We start from the raw sequence: 23,270 nt of genomic DNA on the forward strand, positions 1-23,270 counted from the left end.
GCCGTGAGCACCTCGACCGGTGCGACGGAGGTGAAGTCGACAGCGCGCAGATCGCCCAGGTTCGGCACGCCGGGCAGGCGCGCGGCGAGGATCGCGGCCGCGTGCGGATCGACCTCGCAATACCAAGCGATGCGCCCGCCGAGCACGGCCGCGACGCCGAGGTCAAGACCGGCCACGCCAGTGCACAGCGACCCGATCACCGGGCCCTCGGTCGCGACGAACCGCAGCGGATCCACAGCGTGGGTGTGGCGCTCAGGCACGGTGTCCCTCCTGCGCTACGGGTCGCCGGTCCGAGTCGTTGCCCGGCGGCGGGCAGCGGTGCCGGGTGGCGGCGTGCCGGGCTGTGGCGGGATGCCGGAACTGCGCAGCCCAGCCGCAGTCCCGGCAGTGCACCCGCGTGCTCACGATGCCCACCGCCCACGACTCGCGTCCCCGTCACCCATGGCGGTGGGACCGTCGCCCGACAAGGCTGAGGCCGACGTGCCGCTGGATGTGAGGGGCTTGGCCAGGACGATGACGTCCTCGTGCGCGATCAGATGCAACGGCAGGCCCTGCTCACGTTGTTTGCGGATGAAGTCGCGCTGGAAGAAGGAGCCGCGGGCGACCAGCTCGCGGTCGGCGACGCGGGCCAGCAGGGCGACGCAGCGTTCGACCGGCACCAGCCCGGCGGCCTGGCCGCAGGCGATGATCTGCGAGGGCAGATCAATGAGCTCCGAATGCTCGCGCCACGGGCGCACGGTGATCGCGATGTGCCCGCCGGGGCGCAGCATGGCCGCGCATCCGGTGAGGATGCGGGTGAAACCGGCCAGCAGCCGGTGGTGGCCGACGTTGGCGAGGTTCCCGCGATCCAGTGCGCTGCCGTAGCGGTGGTGGTACTTGTGCACCTTCCCGTCATGCGAGTCGGTGCTGGCGGTGACGACCTGCCCATGCGTGGACGGCCCATACGGCGGGGAGGTGATCACCAGCGCGACCTGACCCCGGTATTTCGCGGGCAGCAGCGACGGCAGCTGCCGGGCGTCGCCGTGCACGATCTCGCCGTCGTGCTGATAGCCGCGTTCCCGGGCCAGGTCGAGGTTCGCTTGGGCGACGCTGACCCAGTGCGGCTCGTACTCAACACCGACCGCGCGGCGCCCGGCGTCGATCGCCTCCACGAGCGTGGTGCCGGATCCGGCCATCGGGTCGAACACCAGCTCCCCGGGGCGGGTGTAGGCACGGATGGCGTGCGCGGCCACGGCCGGGAGCATCTTCGCCGGGTGCGCGGTCGACTCGGGTACGTAGCGCCCTTTGCGCTGGGACGCCGGGGAGGTCTGCGCGGTCGCCCACACCGACAACGGCAGGTCGCCGACGTCGAACGCACCAGTCGGGCTGGCCGGGTCGTGTCCGGTCGCGGTGTCCGTCTGTGCCGGGCTGGTCTCGCCGGCGGTGTCGAGGGCGTCGATGAGCGCGCGGGAGATCGGCACGGTCGGGTCGTCACTGCCGTGGGTGGTCGAGCTGGTCGCGCCGGTGGTGGTCGATGTCGCGGGGTGCTGATGGGACATGAGGGCGCTGCCTTTCGCAAGTATGGGAGTGGCCGGGGACGGCCTGGCCGGGCGCGGCGGGGGCGGGGTCATTGGCCACCTCCAGTGCCGGGCGCGGCGGTCGCCGGCCCGGTCCCGGAGGGCGGTGCGCCGGGGTCGGCCGGTTGCGCGAACGCGAGGACATCGCCATGCGCGCGCAGGTGCGGTGCGGGCAGTCCGCGCACCGCCGCGTGATGCCGGACGCGGTCGTACTCGGCGGCCACCGCCACGCTCGGCGCGGCCCGCAGTCGCCCCTTCTCCACGGGGGTGTGCAGCGTGACGATGTGCTGCAGGTAGAGCAGATCGGCGTGCTGGGCCGCGGCCACGATCGCGCCGGTCGGGTCGGCCAGCCGACCCCTCGTCCAGTCACTGTGCGTGTACACCGCGAGGATGCCGCCCTGCCGCAGACGGTTCGCCGCCAGGAACGCGAGCCGGTCCAGTGGCACCGACTCGGCGGCGTGGTCGGGAAGGGACACGATCACCAGATCCGCCCGCGCGCCGCGCTCGGACTCCGGTCCCTCCGCGCTATCGGGGGTACCGGTGCGCGCCGGGCCCGACGGTGTTCCGGCCAGCGCCGCGGCGGCCGGGTCGCTCGCGTCGGTGACGAGGTCGGCCCAGAACGGTCGCGACGACGCGGCGGAGCTGCCCTCGCCGCTGTGGAAGGTGACCGTGTCGGCGGTGCGGCCGAGCGCGCGCACCGCCTCCCGCGCCGCCGCCACCGACGCCTCGCCGGTCTTCGCCGAGCCGTCCGTGCCGGAGCGCGTGCCGGTGGTCGGTGCGGGGTCGAGGGCGACCAGGACGACGTGTGCGCCGGGGTCGGTGAACGCCGCAGTGATGGACTCCACTATCGGTACCGGCCACGTCGCGTGCGCGTCGATCGGGTCCGGCCCGCACGCCCACACCGTCGCTGGAGTCGGCGCCGCCGACGACGACGACGTCGCGCGTCGGCGTGACGGGGCCGCCGTCCCTTCGGGACGCGAGCTCGCGCGGGTCCGGCTGCCGCCCGTCGTGGTGGAGCGTGTGAGGGCTCCGGGATAGGGAGCACGGTCGCCGCCGCGCCGGGTGAGCGGCGGGCGAGTCGAGTCGGCGCGGTGGCCGGGGCGGCCGTCCGGGGACTGCGAACGCTGGGTCATGAGAGGCCCTCCAGAAGGGAACGACGCCGGACCGAGCGGATCCGGGGCCTGCTGTGCTGTCATCCCCTAACTCCGGAAAACAGGGCCGTTCGGGACACGCCGTGCCCCAAAAAATTCAGAATCCCTCACTGCTGGCCATCGACCGGATATATGGCCGCCCCAAGCTCTTCTGCGGAAAATAAGATCCTGCAAGCGTGCGCTGAAATTTTCGAGAGCTTCCCCACCGTGGGCGCCTCAGCGCCCCCTGACACGGGAGCACACTGAGGCACCACCCGGGACGGGCAGAGAGATTAAGGACTGTTCTCCCGAAGCCGGGCGTTCATCGGCGTACCAAGAGCTTGAGGCGCTTGTGAAGCGGTCTTGAGGCGATCTGGGAGCGCTTTTGATGCGCTTTTGACGCGCCCTATGCGGCCTCCTGAAAACTCACCGATCCGAATCACTCCGGGGAGTTTCCATGGATTTGCCACCGTCTGAAAACGACACGAAAGATTCGGTCTTCTTTACTCGCTCCAAGCCGGCTTTGGTCAAGGACGGGAATGTCTTCGACACCGTGTGGGCCAGCTTCGGATGGCTGGTGACCGGCCCGGCGCCACTGTCCGTCGATGGCCGCGCCCTCGCGGGCTTGCCACCGCGGCTGTTGCCCTTGGACGAGCTGGGCACGGCGCTGTTGACACCGTCGTGCACCCAGGACACACGCGACGCGGCGTGGCGGCATCTGGTCACGCTGTCCCGCGCCGAGGGCGGGAAATGGACGGTGGCGTGCACCGGTCTCGCGTTGCCGGTCCTGCTGCCCGCCGCGCGCACGCTCACCCGTGGCCTGAACAAGACAGACCGCGAGGACATCCACGCCGCGATCCTGACCGGATTCTTGGAGGGCCTGCACGGCATCGATCTGAGCCGGCGGGCGGTGCTGGTGCGGCTGCGCTGGACCGCGTACCGCGCGGGCGAGCACGCGCTGCGCGAGACGTTGGAGCGACCTGTCCCGCACGACGCTCTCGTCTCCCGCTCGGCGCCTCGGCCGCGGTCTGGCGGACACCCGGGCCTCGTCCTCGCCGCGGCGATTGAGGCGCGTGTGATCACCGGCAGCGAGGCGGAACTCATCTCCACGACCCGGCTCGGCGACGTCGCACTCGCCGACGCCGCCCACGCGCGCGGCCAGTCCTACGACGCCGCGAAACACACTCGCAACCGGGCCGAGAGGCGCTTGGCCACCTATCTGGCCGACAGCGCGACCGACGCCACCGCGGAACACGGTGTCTCGCCTGCCGATAGCGCCCTGCCTCCTGTCACGCAGTCCGCACCTGCGCACCGCGTGCGGCTACGCAACGTAAGCAGGAATCGAGCGGCGTCGGCGAAAAAGCCGCGTACTCCCGTGTCCCCAAACGGCCCGAAATCCGGAGTTAGTGAGCGCGGGCCCCACCTGCCCGCAGACCGCCGTTCCCCCGCCCGCCGCACCAGCTCCGGTCCGGCCGTGCACACCTGCAGGGAGGCCCGCTCATGCGACTGACACCACGTCGCCGCCACCGCCACCTTCGCCCGCCGACCCGCCCCACGCCGCCCCACAGCCGGCAGTCCCCGTCCGCCCCGACAGGACCACATCGGACGCTTCGCCGGCCCGCGACCACTACCGAACACCACGGCGGAAGTCACTGTGTGACCCCCACCGACACCACACCCTCGCTCACACCTACGCGGCCATCGCGCCCGGGCCGCCGTCGCCGTGTCGTGCTATTGATCGAGTGGCTCGTCGTCGCCGGGGTGATGTTGACGTCCTCGGCCGCGCGGGCGGACACGGTCCACTACGTCGCGCTCGCGGCGACCGTCGATCAAGTCCTCGACAACATCCGCAACTGGATCATGGGGATCCTGGCCGGGGTCGCGGTCGTGTTCATCACCATCGGCGGCCTGCGCTACCTGATGGCCTCGGGTGACCCCGGCGAGATCGAGAAAGCCAAGGGCGCGTTCAAAGCCGCCGGCATCGGCTTCGGGCTCGCCGCCCTCGCCCCCCTCGTGGTCGAGATCCTCAAAGGCATCGTGGGCGGGGTGTGAACGATGACCACCCCACCCCACACACCATCCTTCCGCCCACACGACCCCGCCCGGCGCCGACCGGCGGCACCGACCGTGCGCCCTGCCCGCACTGCCGAATCCAATCCTCACCATGACGGCACGGACACCGGGTCGAGGCGCGGCGACCGGCTCATTCTCGGACCACCGGCAGCGCCCACCCGGCGCCGCCGCGGACGCGGCGGCCGGGGACGCGGCGGCCGGGGACGCTGGCTACCCCAGCGACGATGGGCCCGCGCACTCGCGGCGCTGGTGCCGCTGCTGGTGGCCATCGCGGGACTCGCGCTGACCGCCTCGGCCACACCCGCTCCTATGGCTGCGGCGGCGCCGCTGGTGCCCGCGCAGCCACCGGTACTGCCGCTGCCACTCAACCCCAGCTGCGTGCCAGGTTCTGCCGAACCGGCGTGCATGCTGCCGACGCCCTCGTCCCCGCGACCCGCGCCTCCCACGGGATTCCCGAGTACGCCGCTGGTTCCCGGCCCGTCGGCGCCGCCGGTGTCGTGTTTCCCCGGATCGGTGCTGCCCGAGTGCGGCAATCTCCCCACCCAGCCACCCACGAGCCAGCCGTGCGACGGACCGAACTGCATCCCGCAGCCAGTACCGCGCGATCCCGGCGACGACGAGAGCGAGTGCGGGTTCACCGATCCGGTCGCGTGTGTCACCGAAGCCATCGACACCTTCTTCCGCGGCCTCGTGATCGGCGCGCTGAACCCCCTGCTGGAACTGCTGGGCAAGACGGTGCTGTCCACACCGGACCCGAGCATGCTGCCCGGCATCGGCCAGGCCTGGACCGAATCGTGGCAGCTGATGCTCGCCTTCTACGGGAGCGTCGTCGTCATCGCTGGCCTGATCCTGATGGCCTACGAGACTCTGCAGACCCGCTACACGATTAAGGAGATCGCGCCCCGGCTCGCGGCCGGGTTCCTCGCCGGGACGCTGTCGCTGTTCCTGGCAACCCAGGGCATCGAAATCTCCAACGCCGTCAGCTCGGCGCTGATGACCGGCGCGGTCAACCCGGACACCGCCGCCAAGGCGATGACCGACATGATCCTCGGCTCGCTCAACGGCGGCGCGGGCTGGCTGCTGTTCATCGGGCTCGCGCTCGCGGTGATGCTCGTGGTCTTGCTGCTCACCTTCATCGTGCGGGTCGTCGCGACGATCCTGCTGATCGCCGCCGCGCCGATCCTGCTGATGTGGCACGCCCTCCCCCACACCGAGGGCGTCGCCGTTTTCTGGTGGAAGGCCTACGGGCTGCTGCTGGTCATCCCGATCGGACAGGCCGGAGCGGTGAGCGCGTCGCTGCGGGTGTTCTTGACCCCCGGCGGTTTCACCGTCTTCGGCCCGACGCTGAACGGGCTGACCAACCTTCTGTTCTGCATCGCGCTGATGTGGGTACTGGTCAAGATCCCGTTCTGGTGCCTGCAACCACTGCGCGGCGGTGGCGGCCGGTCGCTGCTCGGATCGCTGGTGCGCGGCGCGATCGCCTACAAGACCATGGGCCTGCTCGGCGGCGCCAGCTCCCTGTTCGGCGGCAAAGGTCGCAAGGGCGGCGGCCCGCGCGTGCGGGGTGGCGGAGGGCCTCCGGCGGACCCGCCGTCCACGCGCACGGGCCAGTTCATGCTGCCGATGCGGGTCCGCCGCACCCGGCCCGGGCCGGGCAGGTCACCGCGCCTGGGCGAGATGCCGGACACCGGCCCTCGCGTGGATCGCCGGCCGGCTCCTGGGCAGATGTCGCTGTTCACCACGAGCGGTTCCGGGGACGAGCGGGCGGTGTCGGCGAACCCGCGCGCGCTGCCGCAGGAGGATCTGCCCGGAGCGCTGCCGCGTGATCAACTCGGGTTGCCGATCACCACGCGGCGCGAGCCGGATCGAGCCGGGCGCCGGTCACTGGCCGACGACCTCGCCGCACGAGACGCCGGGATGCCGCCGCCGGTGCCGCAGCCCGGGCTGCTCACCTCGGATGGGCGGGTCAACCGCAACGCCCGTCCGCCCGCGCACCTACCGCGCGCGCTGATCGCGCCGAACGCCGGAATGCTGCCGATCCACCTGCGCCCCGCGCCGCCGGGGACGTTCCGGCGGTCGCTCGCCGATGACCTCGCCAACCCGGCACCGGCTAGCCCGCCGCGGCAGACCGGCCCGGGACTGATCACCCCGTCCGGCCAGATCAATCGCGCCGCACGCGCCCCGCGCCGCCCGGCACGGGATGCCTACACGGGCAACCGGCCGCTGGCCTCGGGCCAGTACCCGCTGCCGCTCGGAGTCCGGCGTCAGCCCACACCGCCGCCACCGGCCACGGACGCGGCCGCTCCGCCGCCGCCCAGGCGGCGAGCGGGAACGCAACTGCCCCTACCCCTGGACCTGCCCGCCCGGCGGGCCCCGAAGAAGAAGTGAGGACCGTTTCGCCATGACTTCTCCCGTGCGTGTGCCCGCCGACGTCGACCGCCCGGACCAGGTACTCGGCCCTTTGACGGCCCGGCAGCTCGCGATCCTCGGCATCGCCGGTCTCCTGCTCTACGGCCTGTACTCGGCGACCCGCACGTTCGTGCCGTTGCCGGTGTTCCTCATCGTCGCCGTGCCAGTCGGGATCACGGTCACCGTGCTGGCCCTCGGGCAGCGTGACGGGCTGCCTCTGGACCGCCTCGCCCTCGCCGCGATCCGCCAGCACCTGTCGCCGCGGCACCGGGTCGCCGCGCCCGAAGGCGTCCGCGCGGCCCCCGCCTGGCTCACCGCCCAGCACGCCGACACCCGCACCCGAGGCCGCCGGGGACGGCACCCGGCGGCGGGGGCCGAGGCGGTGTCCCCGGCACCGCTGGAACTGCCCGCCAGTGGCGTGACCGACAGCGGCGCGCAGGCCGGGATCGTCGACCTCGGCACCGACGGGCTCGCGGTCATCGCGGGCTGCTCGACGGTCAACTTCTCCTTGCGCACGCCCGGCGAGCAGGAGTCGCTCGTCGCGTCGTTCGCGCGCTACCTGCACAGCTTGACCGCGCCAGTGCAGATCCTGGTGCGCGCCGAACGCCTCGACCTCACCCCGCAGATCGCCGAACTCCGAGCCCACGCCGGCGGTCTCCCGCACCCCGCCTTGGAGGCCGCCGCGCGAGATCACGCGGACTACCTCGCCGAGCTCACCGCGCACGCGGATCTGCTGCGCCGGCAAGTACTGCTGGTGCTGCGCGAACCGCTGCGCACCGGCCCAGCCCCGGCCGCCGCCGCATCGAGCGTGCTTCCGTGGCGACGCCACCGCCGCGACAACGCACCGGTGGAGGACGGGGTGCGGCAGGCGGCCGAGCAACGCCTCGTGCGCCGCCTCGGCGAGGCCATCGAACTGCTTACACCTGCCGGGATCGTGGCCACCCCGCTCGACGCCGCCGCCGCGACCGGCGTACTCGCGGCGGCCTGCAACCCCGACACGTACCTGCCGCCCTCGGCCGCGCTGGCAGGGGCCGACGAGGTCGTCACCTCCACCACTACCTTCACCGACCTCTACGGCCCCGACGGCGATGCCGATCTCGCGGCGGCATCTCACCCGGTCCCACAGCCACGCCTATCCACGCCGCGCTCCGGACGCTCGCAGGCGCCGGGCCCGTGGCTGTCCGAGGACGAGGACTGGGACTACGACGACGAGATCGAAAGCAGGTAGACCCTGATGGCACGCACCAGAAACCACGGCACGCCGACCCAGTCCGGGTCGGCGGGAGCGTTCACCCCGGACTCGCTGTCGGTGTCCGCCCGGTACCTCGAGGTCGGCAACGAACTCGTCGCCTCGTTCGGGATCACCGGCTATCCCCAGGAGGTCTACTCCGGCTGGCTCGCCCCGCTGCTGACCTACCCCGCGCGCCTGGACGTCTCGGTCCACGTCCAGCCCGTCGACCCTGCGACCGCGGCCAGCGGCCTGCGCAAGCAACGCGCGAAACTCGAATCGTCCCGCCGGCACAACGCGCGGCATGACCGGCTCGACGACCCGGACCTCGACGCCGCCGCCGAGGACGCCGCCGACCTCTCGCGCAGCATCGCCCGCGGCGACGGACGCCTGTTCCGCTTCGGCCTGTATCTCACCGTGCACGCCCCGGACGAAGCCTCGCTCGCCGAGGAAGTCTCCGCGCTGCGGTCACTGTGCGCGTCGTTGCTTTTGGACGCGAAACCCGCCACCTACCGGGCGCTGCAGGGCTGGGTGAGCACCCTGCCGCTCGGGCTCGACCAGCTCGGTCTGACAAGGACGTTCGACACCGCCGCGGTCAGCGCCGCCTACCCCTTCACCTCGCCGGACCTCCCGCCGACCGACCCGACCACCTCCGCCCCCTCCGGGGTCCTCTACGGCTACAACGTCGGCAGCTCGGGGCTGGTCCATTGGGACCGGTTCACCTGCGACAACTACAACATGGCCGTCCTCGGCCGCTCCGGCGCCGGCAAGAGCTACTTCGTCAAGCTCGAAACCCTCCGCAGCCTCTACCGACAGCTCGGCGACTACGAGAACGGGTGGGCAACGCACGGGGTGCAGGCGTTCGTCATCGACCCCGAAGACGAGTACGCGCGGCTGGCCTCCCAGGTCGGCGGCACCTACGTCCACCTCGGCGCGGGCGGAGTCCGGTTGAACCCCTTCGACCTGCCCGTGCACCTCGGCGCGAACGGACGCCGCACCGCGCCACAAGACGCTCTCAAGCGGCGCAGCTTGTTCCTGCACACCGTCCTGGCCGTGCTGTTCGGCACGGAGGTCACCGCCGCCGAACGCGCCGTGCTCGACACCGCGATCACCGCCACCTACCGCCGTGCGGGCATCACCGGTGACGCCCGCACCTGGACTCGCCCGGCGCCGCTGCTGCGCGACCTGCGCGACGTCCTCGCCGCCACCGGCGACGGTGATAGCGCGATGGCCGCCGATCTCGCCGCCCGGCTGCACCCGTTCGTCGACGGCAGTTTCGGCGACCTCTTCGACGGGCCCACCAGCGCCGCCCCGGACGGGCACCTCGTCGTGTTCTCCCTGCGCGACCTGCCCGACGAACTGCGCACCATCGGCACCCTGCTCGTGCTCGACACCGTCTGGCGACGCGTCTCGAACCCAGCCGACCGCCGGCCCCGGCTGGTCGTGGTCGACGAAGCCGGGCTCCTCATGCGCCACCCCGTCGCCGCGCTGTTCTTGCTGCGCCTGGCCAAAGCAGCCCGCAAACACTGGTGCGGGCTCACCGTGGCCACCCAGGACGCCGCTGACCTGCTCGGCAGTGATCTGGGCAAAGCCATCGTCAGCAACGCCGCCACCCAGGCGTTGCTGCGCACGGCACCGCAAGCCATCGACGAGATCGTCGAGGCCTTCGACCTCTCCGCCGGAGAGCGGCGGTTCCTGCTCTCGGCCGACCGCGGACAGGGCCTGCTGTCCTCGGGCACGCAGCGGGTGGCGTTCCAGTCGCTGGCCTCGCCCACGGAGAACTTCTTGATCACCACCGACCCCGCTGAGCTGGCCCGGTTCGCCGAACAGGACCCGGACGCCGCCGCCAGCGGCCTCGCCGACGCCTACATCGACCTCGGCCCGGCCGGCACCAACGGGAGCGCCGCCGAGCCCGTCACCGATGCCGAAACCGGCGGCGACGAGTTCGGCGACGCGGGACAGATCGACCTCGACACCGCGTGATCCAGACCTCGTACCGCGTCCCGTTTTTGCCTGTCTCACAAGCGTTTCCCGGAAGAGAGTTCGTCATGGTCATGCACACCGCGGGTTTCCCGCCGTCCCAGAGCGGGGTGAGTGACTATCTGCGCGACCCCGGTGGTGTCACCGGTCGCCTGCTCGCCGCCGTGGGCGGCTGGGCGCTGACCTGGGGGCCGGTCGCCGTCCCGGTCCTGATCCTCGCGGTGGCGGGCGTGGCCGTGGCGCGGCGCTGGTGGCGCACTCGCCGCCACACCGCGCTGCTGGCCGATGCTCGCGGGATCACCGTGCTCGCCCCGCCCACCGTCGATCCCGCCGGCGGCGCCGCGGTCTGGTCCAACCTCGTCGGCCTCCTCCGCCCCGCCTGGCGGCGGCTCTGGACCGGGCAACCACACCTGGCGATGGAGTACGTGTTCGGCGAGCACGGCGTCACCGTCCAGTTGTGGGTCCCCGGCGTCATCCCCCCATCACTGGTGGAACGCGCCATCGAGGCCGCCTGGCCCGGCTCCCACACCCGCACCGCCCCGGCGACCTCACCGTTTCCCACGCTGGAGACCGGGCGCCGGCGGATCACCGTGGGCGGGCAGCTGCGGCTGGCCCGTTCCGAGGCCTTCCCGATCCGCACCGGGTTCGACGCCGACCCGATCCGCGGTCTGCTCGGCGCGCCGGTCGGGCTCGGCCGTAACGAGCGCGCCTGCGTGCAGATCCTCGCCCGCCCGGTCACCGGCCGCCGCGTCGCCCAAGCCCGCCGCGCCGCCCGCCGGGTCCACCACGGCTCCGCAGGACGACTCGGGGGACGGATCCTCGACGCGATCACCCCAGGCGTCAGCGCCACCCGCGCTCGCCGGACCCCGGACTCGCGGCGCATCAGCCAGGATCCGCAGCTGTCGATCGAATATTCGACACAGAACAAAGCGATCGTGGGTAAGCAGCGCGGGTCGCAGTACGAGACGGTGATCCGGTACGCCGTGGCCACCGACCTTCCCGCCGACGCCGACGGTGACCTGGCGCGGCAGGCTCGCGCCACCGCACGCGGGCGGGCGCACGCGCTGGCCGCCGCGTTCGCCGCCTACACCGACCACAACCACTACACCCGCACCCGCCTCCACCGGCCCGCCCGCGCCCTCGCCGACCGGCGCCTCGCCCGCGGCGACCTGCTCTCCGTGCCCGAACTCGCGGCACTCGCGCACCTGCCCACCGACGCCGAGATCCCCGGCGTCGAACGCGCCGGAGCCAAAGCCGTAGCCCCACCACCCGGCATCCCCACCCCGGGACCGGGTGTGATGCCCCTGGGGCAGTCCGACACTGGCCACGCCCGCCCGGTCGGACTGCGGCTCGCCGACGCCCGCTACCACCTGCACCTGATCGGACCGACCGGCTCCGGGAAGTCCACCCTGCTCGGCCAGATCATCCTCGACGACATCGACGCAAACCGTGGTGTCGTCCTGATCGACCCGAAAGGCGACCTGGTCACCGACATCCTCAACCGGCTCCCCCGCAGCGCAGCAGACAGGGTGGTGCTGTTCGACGCCGACTCCCGGCACCGACCACCCATCATCAACCCCCTGGAAGGCGGGGAAACCGACCGCGAGGTCGACAACCTCGTCTCCGTCTTCCGCCGCGTGTATAGCGCGTTCTGGGGACCGCGCACCGACGACCTCATGCGCGCCGCCTGCCTCACCCTGCGCGCCCAGGAAGCCGTGCCGACCCTGGCCGACCTGCCGAAACTGCTCACCAGCGAAGCGTTCCGCTCCCGCATCACCACCGGCCTGACCGACCCGGTGCTGCGCGGGTTCTGGGAGTGGTACGACGAACTCACCGACTCCAGCCGTTCCCAGGTGATCTCGCCGCTGATGAACAAACTCCGCGCGTTCCTGCTGCGCCCCTTCGTAAAAGAAGCCATCGCCGGAGGACGCTCCACAGTGGACATGGCCCAGGTTCTCGACGAAGGCGGTATCTGCCTCGTCCGCATCCCCAAAGGGTCGCTCGGGGAAGAGACCACGCGGCTGGTCGGCTCGCTGGTCGTGGCGCGCACCTGGCAGGCCACCACCGCCCGTGCCCGCGTCCCGCAACGCCTGCGCCCCGACGCGCACACCGTGATCGACGAATGCCACAACTTCCTGAATCTCCCCTACCCCATGGAAGACATGCTCGCCGAATCCCGCGCGTTCCGGAACGGATTCATCCTGGCCCACCAGCACCTCGGCCAGCTGTCGCGAGAACTCAAAGAAGGACTCTCCACCAACGCCCGCAACAAAATCATCTACTCCGCATCCCCCGAAGACGCCCGCGAACTCGCACGTCACACCACACCCCGGCTGTCGGAACACGACCTATCGCACCTCGGCGTCTACCACGCCGCCGCACGATTGGTCGTGCATGGCGAGGAAACCGAGCCCTTCACCATGACCACCGCGCCCCTGCCCGAACCCATCCCCGGACGGGCCCGGGAAATCCGAGCCGTGCTCCGCGCCCAGCGCCGCGCACACAACACCACGACCGGCGAGAGCGGCGCGACACCCTGCACCGGAAGCCCAGCGGCCACCACCGCGACGCAGGCCGGACACCGGATTCCGCCGACCCGGCCGCCCCGGACCGACCCACGCCGCACCCGCCCCTAGACCCGCACAACGCGGATTTCCCTCGCACCACAAGAAAACAGCAACACTCCCCAACTTCTCGGCAGGGGCCTGCGCCGACCTGCCCACAGCACTTGTCCACAGCCTGTTGACAACCAGGGAGCGCCCCTTGATCACGACCACCACCCGCCAGCACACCTTGCGGGATCACCTGCCCGGACGTCACACCGCCCGAGCCGCCAGTTCCGTTGAGCACCAGGCCATGCTCGCCTCCCGACTCACCGCCCGCGACAAATGGCTCCTGGCATTGCTGCACGAACACCGGGTCCTGACGAGTTTCCAGATCCAGGACGCCGCCTTCCCGTCTGGCCGGTCGGCACGCCAGCGGGTACGGGATCTCTACCTCTGGCGTGCGGTATCGCGGTTCCAGCCATTCCAGCAACTCGGGTCCGCCCCCATGCACTACGTCCTCGGCCCCGCCGGTGCCGCCGTGCTCGCCGCTGAACACGGCCTCGAAGTCAAGGAACTCGGCTACCGGCACGACCGCGCCATGGGCATCGCCCACAACCAGCGCCTCGCCCACACCGTCGGCGTCAACGACTTCTTCACTTCTCTGATCGCCCGCACCCGCAAGGGAGGACCTGCCGGGGCGTTGGTGGCGTGGTGGTCGGAATCGCGCTGCGCCCGTCACTTCGGCGACCTCGTCATCCCCGACGGCTACGGCCGCTGGCGCACCAGCCACCGTGAGGTGGAGTGGTTTCTCGAATTCGACACCGGCACCGAGTCCCTGACCAAGGTCGGGCGGAAGCTGGCCGGATACGCGCGGCTAGCCGAGTCGACCGGGATCGCGACGCCGGTGCTGGTGTGGCTGCCCACCACCCGACGTGAAGCCGGAGCCCGCACCGCCCTGGCCCGGGTGCACGCCGGACTCGACGACCCTCACACGGTGCCGGTGGCCACCGCCGCGGCCGACCTGCTCACCCCCACCGCACCGCATCCGAGCCCGGCCGAGGCGGTGTGGTTGCCACTGACCTCAGCCCGCGCCGATCGCGCCGGCCCCCGCTACAGCCTCGCCGACCTCGCCGACGCCTGGCCCGGCCTGGCACCACCGGCCGGCCCCGGCACCGAGGACGGCGAGAGCGGCGACGTCGCGGTGGCCTCGCCGTACCGGCTGCCACCACCGAGTCCGATCCCGCCGCGGGCAACGCCGAACCGGATCGCGCGCGGCGAGCACTGACCCGGAGCGCCGATTCGCCTGTACAAGTCCTGTCGCTGTGAAAGGAGCGCGATCCAGCCATGGGAAGCAAACTCGGGGCCGCCGTCGCCGCCGTGGTCCTCGCCATCCCGTTGCTCATCGGCGCCGGAATAGCCGGCATCGTCAGCACGTTGTCCGGCGGCAACGGCGCGAGTTCGCTGCTCTGTACGACCGACGGAACGCCGCCCGGCACGGTGCCGGGCCTGACCGCCGAGCAGATGGGCAACGCCGCCACCATCGTCGCGGTCGGCAAGCAGATGAACGTGCCCGAACCGGGCTGGGTGGTCGCGATCGCCGCCGCGATGCAGGAATCCAAGCTCCGCAACCTGCACTACGGCGACCGTGACTCCCTCGGACTGTTCCAGCAACGCCCCTCGATGGGCTGGGGCACCGCCCAGCAGGTCACCACCCCGACCTACGCGGCGACCAAGTTCTTCGAGCGCCTCGCCGCCACACCGGACTGGCAGGCCATGAGCGTCAACGACGCCGCACAGACCGTGCAGGGCTCAGGATTCCCCAACGCCTACGCCCAACACGAGGACACGGCGCGCACGATCGTCACCGCGGTCTCCGGGGTCCGCTGCCAGCCCGCACCCGCGAGGACCGGGACTAGTGACTGCAACGACATCCAGGCACCGAACGCCGCCGCGATGACCGCGATCAACTACGCGTGCGGGCAGCGCGGGTTGCCGTACGTGTGGGGCGGCAACGGCCCGTTGAACGGAGACAGCGGATTCGACTGCTCAGGCCTCACCAAAGCCGCCTATAACGCGGCCGGGATCTCACTCCCCCGCACCGCACACACCCAGTACCACGCCGGACCACGAGTACCCGATGGGCAACTCCTCCCAGGCGATCTCGTCTTCTACGGCCCACCCTCGAAAATCCGGCACGTGGGGATCTATATCGGGCAGGGAAAGATGGTGAACGCCCCCACCTTCGGCCAGCCTGTTCAAATCGACGAATACCGCCATCCCCACGACGACTACGCGGGTGCCACACGACCCGCACCATGAAGGAAAAAGGTACCGCGTCATGGAATGTGCCGCCCACGCCGCGAGTGCGCGAACGTGGGCAACACCAACCTCTCGCAACGGCTAGCCGCGAGGAAGCGCCTGTCGTCCAGTCACGCACCGGACGACAGGCGCCGCCGAGATTTTCTCTAGATTGCAGCCTACTTAGTGGTGACGGTGTACAGCTCGCCGCCGGTCAGGCATTCCAGAAAGCATCGCCATATCTCGGGGGTTGCCGAGGCAAAACCTATACAACGCTTGACATATCGACATGCATGGAGCGTCCCTGGACATGTCATTGCGCGAATTAAGCGCAGGGGCTACCGGAGGGAATGTGTCATCCATGGTGTTAAACCACGCTGCCGTTCATGGCCACTGCACAGCGGACCCGGGGGTGCCGGACAAAGAAGTGTGGGTCGCGATGCCATATAAACCGGCATTCCCCGGCATCATCCCCTCCGACGAGACGCCACCTGGCGTCATTGGCGATCGGGCCCGCTTCCCCACCCTGCACAACCTGAAGTGCGACGCCGAAATCGGCTTGCGATGCCGTCCTGCCGTCGCGCGCTGGATCGGGATCTATCTGGAGTCGTTCTACGGCGCCGCCCAGTACCGCTTCACCTGGTCCGGGGACGCCCTGGAAATCCACGACGCTGTGGGAGGAGGGGACGACGATTCCCCTTCGCGCGTGGTCCGTCCCGGAGACGACGGCCGTTACGAGATCCGCGATCTCTGGTACCCCCTGGCACCGACGGCGATCGACGAACTGCACCAACGGCATCCCGACGCCCTGGCCTCGCTGGCACTCGACGCCGCCCCTGCTCCGGTTTCGCACATGCTGGCGTACCTGATCGATCATCCCGGCGCGCCACGCTTCCTGCGGCGGAACATCGAGACCACGCTTGCGGCATCAGCCACCGAACCGGGGCGGTGACCTCCGATGGCTTCGGTGGTCACCGCGTACGACGTACCCGAGATCCGGGCACGGATGACCGAATGGGCCCGGGACCCCGGTACGGACGGGGCGGGCAACTGGTTCCGGTTCTTCGTCGGCCCCCGGCCCGAGGACTCGGCGGGAGAGCCCGCGTTCCCGCCGCTGGACGACGTCGGCGCCACGATCACGGACACGCTCCGCGCCCAACTGCCAGCCGCTGAGCTGTTCTACGTCTCCGCCAACCTGACCGACCTCGCGAGCCACGCAGCGACCACCCTGACCGACTACCGCCTCCACCCCGAAGACCTGCCCGCCCCCGTAGGGTTCCTGGTCTACGAGCACCCGCCCGTCGCCGGGACCGCGAACGCCCGGCACGACGCGGTCTCTGTTGTCTCGTGGGGCCCAGGACGCGGCGGCTTGTGGGTACAGGCCTGGGGCACCGTCCCCGATCCCGAGCCACCAGCGGTCGAGGTGGGGCGCAGGCTCGCCCGCCTGCCCCGCGACTACGCCCTGTCCCAGATGCGGAAAGCCGCCGCGCTGAACCTGCCGGTACCCACGCCGGACAACAAACCCGCCAGCCACGACGACACCGTCGACCAAGGTGCCAGACACATCCTGGCCACGTTCCTGCGTAACGCCGAACGCGCACCGATTCCGCCGTCGTTCGCCCCGCCGCACGGCTACGAGTGGTGCGGCCTGATCCCCATGCTGTTCACCGAGATGAAGGGCTGGCCCAGCTCGCTGGCCGAAGGGACCTCCGCCGTCGACATCGACGCGCAGATCGTCCTCCAGCGCACCATCCTCACCACCTGGCTGCTGCTGGGCCAGACCCTCGTGCGTTCCGAACGCACCCGCGCGCCCCGCGCCGCCCGCCGCCGCGTCGAGCGCTACGACCCCGCCCTCGACACAGCCGTCCGCCTCGTCGACCTCCGGCGCGCCCGCACCACGCCCGCCGACCGCTCCCAGGGCGACGTCGGCGCGGGCACCCGCGAGTACCACCACAGCTGGGTCGTGCGCGGCCACTGGCGCAATCAGTACTACCCGAGCCGACAAGATCACCGCCCCGTCTGGATCGCCGACCACTTCGCCGGACCAGAAGACAAACCCCTCATCGGCGGCGAACGCGTCAACGTCCTGCGCCGCTAACCCCGGAGAGACACCGCCCGCTGACCACACACCCACGTGGCGTGAGCTGGTCACGACTGTCCACAACAGACGACCTGCACCCGCAGGAAACAGGAAAACAAGGAAGGGAAACAGAACATGACCACCATAGAAGGCACCGGCGCCCCGGCGACCGAACCAGCACCCGCCCCCGTGGCGATCGTGGGCGATTTCTACGACAAGACCGCCGAAATGCCGCTTCGGGACATCGCCACTCGCATCCGCGAGGACCTCGTCGACGTCCAGGACGACGACATGATCCACGCCGACGCCGAGTTCGCCGTCGCAGCGGACGAATCCGGCCCGCAAAACCAGATCCACATCACGATCTCGGGCCTGCCCCACAGCGATCACGGCACCGCCGACGCCCCGAGCATGGACGTGACCCGGGATGTCTTCCGGTCCGCGTTCGTGCTCGCCAGCCACTACAACACCTTCGTCAGCGCCCCCTATCGGTTGCGGTACCTCGTAGTCATCCAGGCCGTCCACGACAGCGGCATCGTGTACGCCGAGGGCGTCGGCGCCATCGGCCTCTGGGGCACCCTGTCCCAGCCCGAACCCGCGGAAGCACCCTCCGACACCAGGTAACAGGTGCCCGAGGCCGACAACAAAGCCCACTACGGGGCGCGGCAGTCACGAGCCGTGCCCCGTTGTGGGTTTACGGCGGCGGGGTCTTCGCGCGCGGACGGTTTTGCCCCGCTGCGCGTCATTGCCAGCGATAGCTGGCGCTGGCCAGATATCGTCCTTGACGGACTTGACTTCGTGCCTTGACGGAAGCATCAATGGTGACAACTCCGATCCCTACCCTGCGCACCGCAGACCTCTGTGCGAAAGCGTCGCGGGGAGAGTGTCGGCTCAACTGAGATGGGGAAGGCAATGCCGGGTATGAGCGCCTGTCGTCGTCACCGTGGCGTCCGCAAGGTGGATAGTGACCATTTCGATGACGGTCACTACCGGGCCTACGGGTTCAAGCGCGGATACGGCCGCGCCCACAACGGCAAGGGCGGAGGGCGTCTCAGGCGCCGTCTTGTCCGCCGCCGGGAAAGCTTGTAGTTTTCATTCACGTTCCGCAGGTCACTGGTGTTCATGTCTACGACACCTTTGCTTCTCCCCCGCCTCGATCTCAGCGTGACAATGCGGACACAGCATGCCAACGGGTCCCGCATCACGTTTGTGACATTCGAACGTTCCTAATTTAAGTTTCCGTCCCGACATTCCAATTTTGGCCATTAGAATCAAACATGTGATCTTCAGCGCAAACAGGTGACGAATCGGCGCCGCTTCCCCCGCGATTGCCAAGCGCATCAATCCCTGCGGCTGATGTTACCCAGCATACGGTGGCGGACATCTTCCTCTTTATCGAGGAAGGGCGCCAGAAACAGGTTCGGCGCTTCCCCGGTTGTCTGGGCAGAATTTGCAGATGCTGTGTAAGGCGAGAACATTGGGCTGTTCGAGTGGTCTCTGGTCCGCGAGGTTCACTTGTGGTTCTTCAAGGGATAGCGTGACTGTTGGGGGCATTCGCGTGCCTCGAGTCGGGGCGGTTCTTGGGGTTGACTCGCGGAAAGGTTTTTTGATGCGACGCAGTTCGCTACGCGGCTTTGTGCTGCGCTCTTTTAGTGTTGGGGTGGTGGCAGCGGTCGCTGCCACGATCCCGTTGATTGTCGTGGTTCCAGCGGCCGCCGCGCCTGCCGACGAGGCGGTGTCGGTGCCTGCTGCGGCGTGGACTCCGGGGCAGGTGAACCGGGCTGTGGTGGGCGGCGCTCCGCCTGCGGGGCGTGCCCAAAAGTCAAGACCGGCACCGGTTTCGGAGAGCGGGGCACAGAGTTGGGCGTGCACGTCTTCGTCGTGGGGGGTGTTACCGGATTACTCGATGGAGCGGTTCAAGATCAGTGACCGGTTGCAGGCCGGGGTGAACCTCGCCAACGGCAACCTCTGGATCGACCATCGTGACCTCACGGTGCGAGGCACAGGGCTGAACATGAACCTGCGGCACTCCTACGGTTACTACGGGGAATGGCATCTCAACGCCGGCCGTGACATGGGGCTGGAGTTGCGCACCAACGAGGTGCTGATGCCGGTTGACGGGGGCGCGTGTGCCACGTTCCCTCGTAATGCGGACGGCACCTATGGCGTGGCTCGTAACGGCGTTCGCGCGTCGATGACGAAGAACGTGGGTGGGTCGTACACCGCCAGGTTCTTCGACAGTGGGGAGACGTGGTCGTACAACGCTGATGGCTGGCTGCTCAATCGCGCCGACCGCAACGGCAACACCATCACCTACTTCTACAACAGCGACGGATCGCTGGCGTCGATGGCCGACACCCAAGGACGGGTCACGACGTTCGTCACGACCAATGGGCATATCACGAAGATCACCGATCCAAGCGGCGCCGTCGCCGGTGAGTACACCTACGACGCCAATAGCCGGCTGACCCGTTTGACTGACCGGGACGGCAAGGCGGTGTCGTTCACCTACAACGCTGACGGCCAGATCGCCACCATCACGGACCAGATCGACCGCAGCTGGAGCGTGGAGTTCAGCAACTATGGGGATGTCACGAAGCTGACGGTGCCGCGGCAGGCTGGAGCTGTCTCGGCGAGTTTCGCCTATGACACACCCGTCGCCGACAAGACCACCTACACCGATCCTAACGGGAACAAGACCATCTACACGTTCGAAGAGATCGAGGGTAGGCAGATCTCCGCACAGGACGCCCTCGGCCACACCCAGTCTCAGACCTGGACGGCCAACAGCGATCTGCAAACCACCACGGACGGTCTCAACAACTCGACCACCGGCTCGTACGACACCCTGAACAATCTGATCTCGACGAAGCTGCCGACAGGGGCGACCAGCACCATCGGCTACACCAACACGGCGTTGCCGAACCTTCCGACATCGGTGAAAGACCCCGCCGGCAACGAGATCACCCGCGAGTACGACCGTGCGGGCAACGTCACCAAGGTCCGCTCAGTCCAGCTCGACGCAAATCTTGACTACCGGTCGTATAGCAGCCCGAAAAATCTCTTGGACTTCCGCCTCGACGCCAACGGCAAAAGGACCACGTTCGGATACGACCAAGCCGGGAACCTCACCACGGTAACCCCACCAGAGCCCCTCGGCGTCACCCGGATCGGCTACGACTCGCTCTCCCGCATCACCAGCGTGACCAACGGCAACAACAAACGCGTCGACTACGCCTACGACAAACTCGACCGCGTCGTCGCGATCAGCAGCAGCGGAACCACGCTGCAGTCCATGACCTACAACGAACTCGGTAACCTCGTCACCCGCTCCACACCGGGTGTCACAACACGCTTCACGTACGACACCTACCCGTCCAGCAGCCTGATCACGTCGGCGAAACGCACCCAGGGCGGCGCGACGGAAACGGTGTCCTATAACTACGACCAGGCGGGCAACCTCACCTCGCTAACCGACCCGGCGGGCACCCACACCTACGCCTTCGACGCTGCCTACCGATTGACCTCCCTCAAGGACGCCTTCGGACAGACCACCACATTCGGCTACGACAACGCCGATCGACGTATCAGCAGCACATTCCCGGGAGCCGGTTCACAGACCAACGTCTACGACAAAGCCGGCAGGCTGACCAGTCTCACCGCGAAGAACACCGGCGGCACCGAGCTGCTCAAGGCCACCTACAACTACACCCTCGGTAACGGGGTGGACAGCGACCAGCTGCAGTCCAAGACCATCGCAGGTACCACCACCGCCTATACCTACGACGCGCTCAAGCACCTCAAGACAGCGGGCTCGACGTCGTTCACGGTGGACAACGCGGACAACATCACGAACCTCGCTGGCACGGCGCACACCGTCAACGCCGCCAACCAGCTCACCGCGGCGGACGGGGACAATCTCGGCTACGACAAGGCCGGGAACCTCACCAGCGCGAGCGTGTCCAGTATGGCGCACGAGTACTCGGCAACCAACCAGCTGCTGCGCAGCACCAGCAGCGGCACTGAGACGTTCAAAGCCGACTACGACACCACCGACCAAACACAACCGCGCACGATCACTGAGAACCTCAACGGGAACACCACCACCCGCGTGTTCACCAACACCGCCGTCGGCCTCACCACCGTCGCCGAGAACGGGGTACGCACCAGCGTCGCCCGCGACCCTCGCGGTACGCTCATCACCGAAAAAGTCGGCGAAGCCCGCTTCAACTTCATCACCGACAACCAAGGCAGCGTCCTCGCCACCCTCGACACCACCGGCAAGGTGACCGCCACGTTCACCTACAACCCGTACGGCGTTGTCACCGTGACCGGCGCAAGCGCCATCCACCGGTTCCGCTACCTCGGTGGCTACACCCTGCGCAACGGCCAGAACCACTTCGGCTACCGCTACTACAACCCCACCTGGGGCCGCTTCACCGCCCCGGACCCCACTGGCCAAGAACGCAACTCGTACGCCTACTCCCAAGCTGACCCCATCAACAACAGCGACCCCACCGGCGGGAGCACTGGATCTACCTGGGGTGCAGCGGTCGGGGGACTCGTGGGCGGGATAGTCGTTGGCGGACTCGCCGCCTCCTGCCCGCTGACCGCAGGCGCAGGGTGCGTGGGTGCAGGTATCGTCATGGGCGGACTCGGCGGTGCCGCTGGCGCCGGACTGGGATCATCGATCGGCGGCGGCACACGGGAAGAAGTTCGCGACGACGGTCTCAGCGGCGGTGCTCTCGGCGCGTTCGGGGCGGGTGGGAAGTTCGTCAAGGGTTTGAAGGATTTGTTGTGACAGAGAAAAACAAGACGGCGTCTCGACGGCGACGATTTTACGCAATCGCCGTTACCGTATACCTACTACTCATTCTACTTAGCATTCTAGTCTACGACCAGATACCATGGCTGGCGGGAGGCATGGGAGCACTTGGCGCAGGATTGGTGCTAGCCGCACTGCATGGTTGGAGCTCACGCCGCCAGTCAAAAGGCTCAAAACTTGATCAGACAACGGAATCCGACTAGACTTCAGGGTAAATAGAGAATCCCCAAAACAGCATTGTTTTGGGGATTCTCTATTTATATCAAGCGATGGAGTGTCGTCCCTCCCGTCGCAAAAACCCGCCGTCGCAGGCCTGCTCGCACACCGCCTCGTAAGCCGCCCAAATGCGCGAGCTTCTCCGGCACGGAATTCCCGGGGAGGGTGAGTGTGAGGTTGCCCCTGTGGACCGGACACCCTGATCCCAGACAGTGGTCTGGGGAAGGATGTCCCCGTGTCACGTTCGTCGAAGTATCCGGAGCAGTTCCGCAAGGACGCGGTCGAGTTGGTCCGTTCCTCGGACCGTCCGTTGCGTCAGGTCGCCCGCGACCTCGGGGTGAACCATGAGACCCTGCGCAACTGGGTCAAGATCGCCGAACGCGGCCAGGCGAAGCCGTCCGATGCGGCCTCGGCGGCGTCGGAGGACGAGCTGCGTGCGCTGCGCAAGCGGGTGGCGGAACTGGAGCTGGAGAAGGAGATTCTCCGCAAGGCAGCCGCCTATTTCGCCAAGGAGATGGGTCGTTGACCCACAGCTACAGGTTCATCTCCGAACACCGCGCCACTTTCGGCGTCGCCCGGCTGTGCCGAGTCCTTGAGGTCCGTCGCCCTGGGTTCTACGAATGGCTCACCGCGGCCCCCGCACGGGCCGAACGAGCCGCCCAGGACGACCAGCTGGCCACGGAGATCGCCGAGGTCCACACCGAGCATCGTGGCGCGTACGGCCGCCCGCGGGTCACCGTCGAACTGCGTCGCCGTGGCCGGCGGGTCAACCACAAACGCGTCGAGCGGATCATGCGCGAACGCGGGATCACCGGCATCACCCGGCGACGGCGTCGCTCGCTGACCAAGCAGGACACGGCCGTCGCACCAGCACCGGCTGTGATCGGCCGGGACTTCACCGCCGACGCGCCCGGCGAGCGGTTCGTCGG

At 69.0% G+C, this 23,270-nt stretch carries 16 protein-coding genes and 1 pseudogene; 14 read left to right on the forward strand and 3 right to left on the reverse strand.

Going from position 1 to position 23,270, the window contains the following annotated elements; genetic code table 11:
• The 3 genes and pseudogenes from BS329_RS23765 to BS329_RS23775 form a co-directional block, all read right to left on the reverse strand.
• Positions 1-260 (reverse strand): annotated as a pseudogene (locus BS329_RS23765) (DNA cytosine methyltransferase); the annotation flags it as partial.
• A 141-nt stretch (positions 261-401) separates the two neighbouring features.
• Complete coding sequence (locus BS329_RS23770; protein ID WP_244197267.1) at positions 402-1,538, reverse strand: TRM11 family SAM-dependent methyltransferase; 1,137 nt, start codon at positions 1,536-1,538, stop codon at positions 402-404.
• Between the two features lie 68 nt (positions 1,539-1,606).
• The gene (locus tag BS329_RS23775; protein ID WP_244197268.1) at positions 1,607-2,689 is read right to left on the reverse strand and encodes a hypothetical protein; all 1,083 of its coding nucleotides are present in this window, start codon (positions 2,687-2,689) and stop codon (positions 1,607-1,609) included.
• Between the two features lie 550 nt (positions 2,690-3,239).
• Here BS329_RS23775 and BS329_RS23785 point away from each other — a divergent pair.
• The 14 genes from BS329_RS23785 to BS329_RS23850 form a co-directional block, all read left to right on the forward strand.
• A complete protein-coding gene (locus BS329_RS23785; RefSeq protein ID WP_244197269.1) occupies positions 3,240-4,196 on the forward strand; it encodes a sigma-70 family RNA polymerase sigma factor in 957 nt (318 codons plus the stop codon).
• Positions 4,197-4,414: 218 nt separating this feature from the next.
• Entirely contained in the window at positions 4,415-4,738 is a 324-nt protein-coding gene (locus BS329_RS23790) for a pilin (RefSeq protein ID WP_076163474.1), read from the forward strand.
• Between the two features lie 3 nt (positions 4,739-4,741).
• Complete coding sequence (locus tag BS329_RS23795) at positions 4,742-7,147, forward strand: TrbL/VirB6 family protein (RefSeq protein ID WP_244197270.1); 2,406 nt, start codon at positions 4,742-4,744, stop codon at positions 7,145-7,147.
• 13 nt (positions 7,148-7,160) lie between these two features.
• Entirely contained in the window at positions 7,161-8,396 is a 1,236-nt protein-coding gene (locus tag BS329_RS23800) for a PrgI family protein (protein ID WP_076163476.1), read from the forward strand.
• Positions 8,397-8,402: 6 nt separating this feature from the next.
• Positions 8,403-10,379 (forward strand): VirB4 family type IV secretion system protein, encoded by a 1,977-nt coding sequence (locus tag BS329_RS23805; RefSeq protein WP_076163477.1) that lies wholly within the window; start codon positions 8,403-8,405, stop codon positions 10,377-10,379.
• Positions 10,380-10,444: 65 nt separating this feature from the next.
• Positions 10,445-13,012: a type IV secretory system conjugative DNA transfer family protein gene (locus tag BS329_RS23810; protein ID WP_076163478.1), complete on the forward strand. Its 2,568-nt coding sequence runs from the start codon at positions 10,445-10,447 to the stop codon at positions 13,010-13,012.
• 127 nt (positions 13,013-13,139) lie between these two features.
• On the forward strand, positions 13,140-14,207 hold the full coding sequence (locus BS329_RS23815) for a replication-relaxation family protein (RefSeq protein WP_076163479.1): 1,068 nt from the start codon (positions 13,140-13,142) through the stop codon (positions 14,205-14,207).
• Positions 14,208-14,266: 59 nt separating this feature from the next.
• A complete protein-coding gene (locus BS329_RS23820) occupies positions 14,267-15,241 on the forward strand; it encodes a C40 family peptidase (RefSeq protein ID WP_076163480.1) in 975 nt (324 codons plus the stop codon).
• Between the two features lie 289 nt (positions 15,242-15,530).
• The gene (locus tag BS329_RS23825) at positions 15,531-16,172 is read left to right on the forward strand and encodes a hypothetical protein (RefSeq protein ID WP_143253177.1); all 642 of its coding nucleotides are present in this window, start codon (positions 15,531-15,533) and stop codon (positions 16,170-16,172) included.
• 6 nt (positions 16,173-16,178) lie between these two features.
• Entirely contained in the window at positions 16,179-17,318 is a 1,140-nt protein-coding gene (locus tag BS329_RS23830) for a hypothetical protein (protein ID WP_244197271.1), read from the forward strand.
• Positions 17,319-17,435: 117 nt separating this feature from the next.
• On the forward strand, positions 17,436-17,924 hold the full coding sequence (locus tag BS329_RS23835) for a hypothetical protein (RefSeq protein ID WP_076163482.1): 489 nt from the start codon (positions 17,436-17,438) through the stop codon (positions 17,922-17,924).
• Between the two features lie 985 nt (positions 17,925-18,909).
• Positions 18,910-22,101, forward strand: a complete 3,192-nt coding sequence (locus tag BS329_RS23840) for an RHS repeat-associated core domain-containing protein (RefSeq protein WP_158075828.1) — start codon at positions 18,910-18,912, stop codon at positions 22,099-22,101.
• A 475-nt stretch (positions 22,102-22,576) separates the two neighbouring features.
• A complete protein-coding gene (locus BS329_RS23845) occupies positions 22,577-22,867 on the forward strand; it encodes a transposase (RefSeq protein WP_076163483.1) in 291 nt (96 codons plus the stop codon).
• On the forward strand, positions 22,864-23,270 hold a 407-nt coding region (locus BS329_RS23850; protein WP_143253179.1), incomplete at its 3' end, for an IS3 family transposase. The genes BS329_RS23845 and BS329_RS23850, both read left to right, overlap by 4 nt.

It is taken from the genome of Amycolatopsis coloradensis (assembly GCF_001953865.1).
GTDB lineage: Bacteria > Actinomycetota > Actinomycetes > Mycobacteriales > Pseudonocardiaceae > Amycolatopsis > Amycolatopsis coloradensis.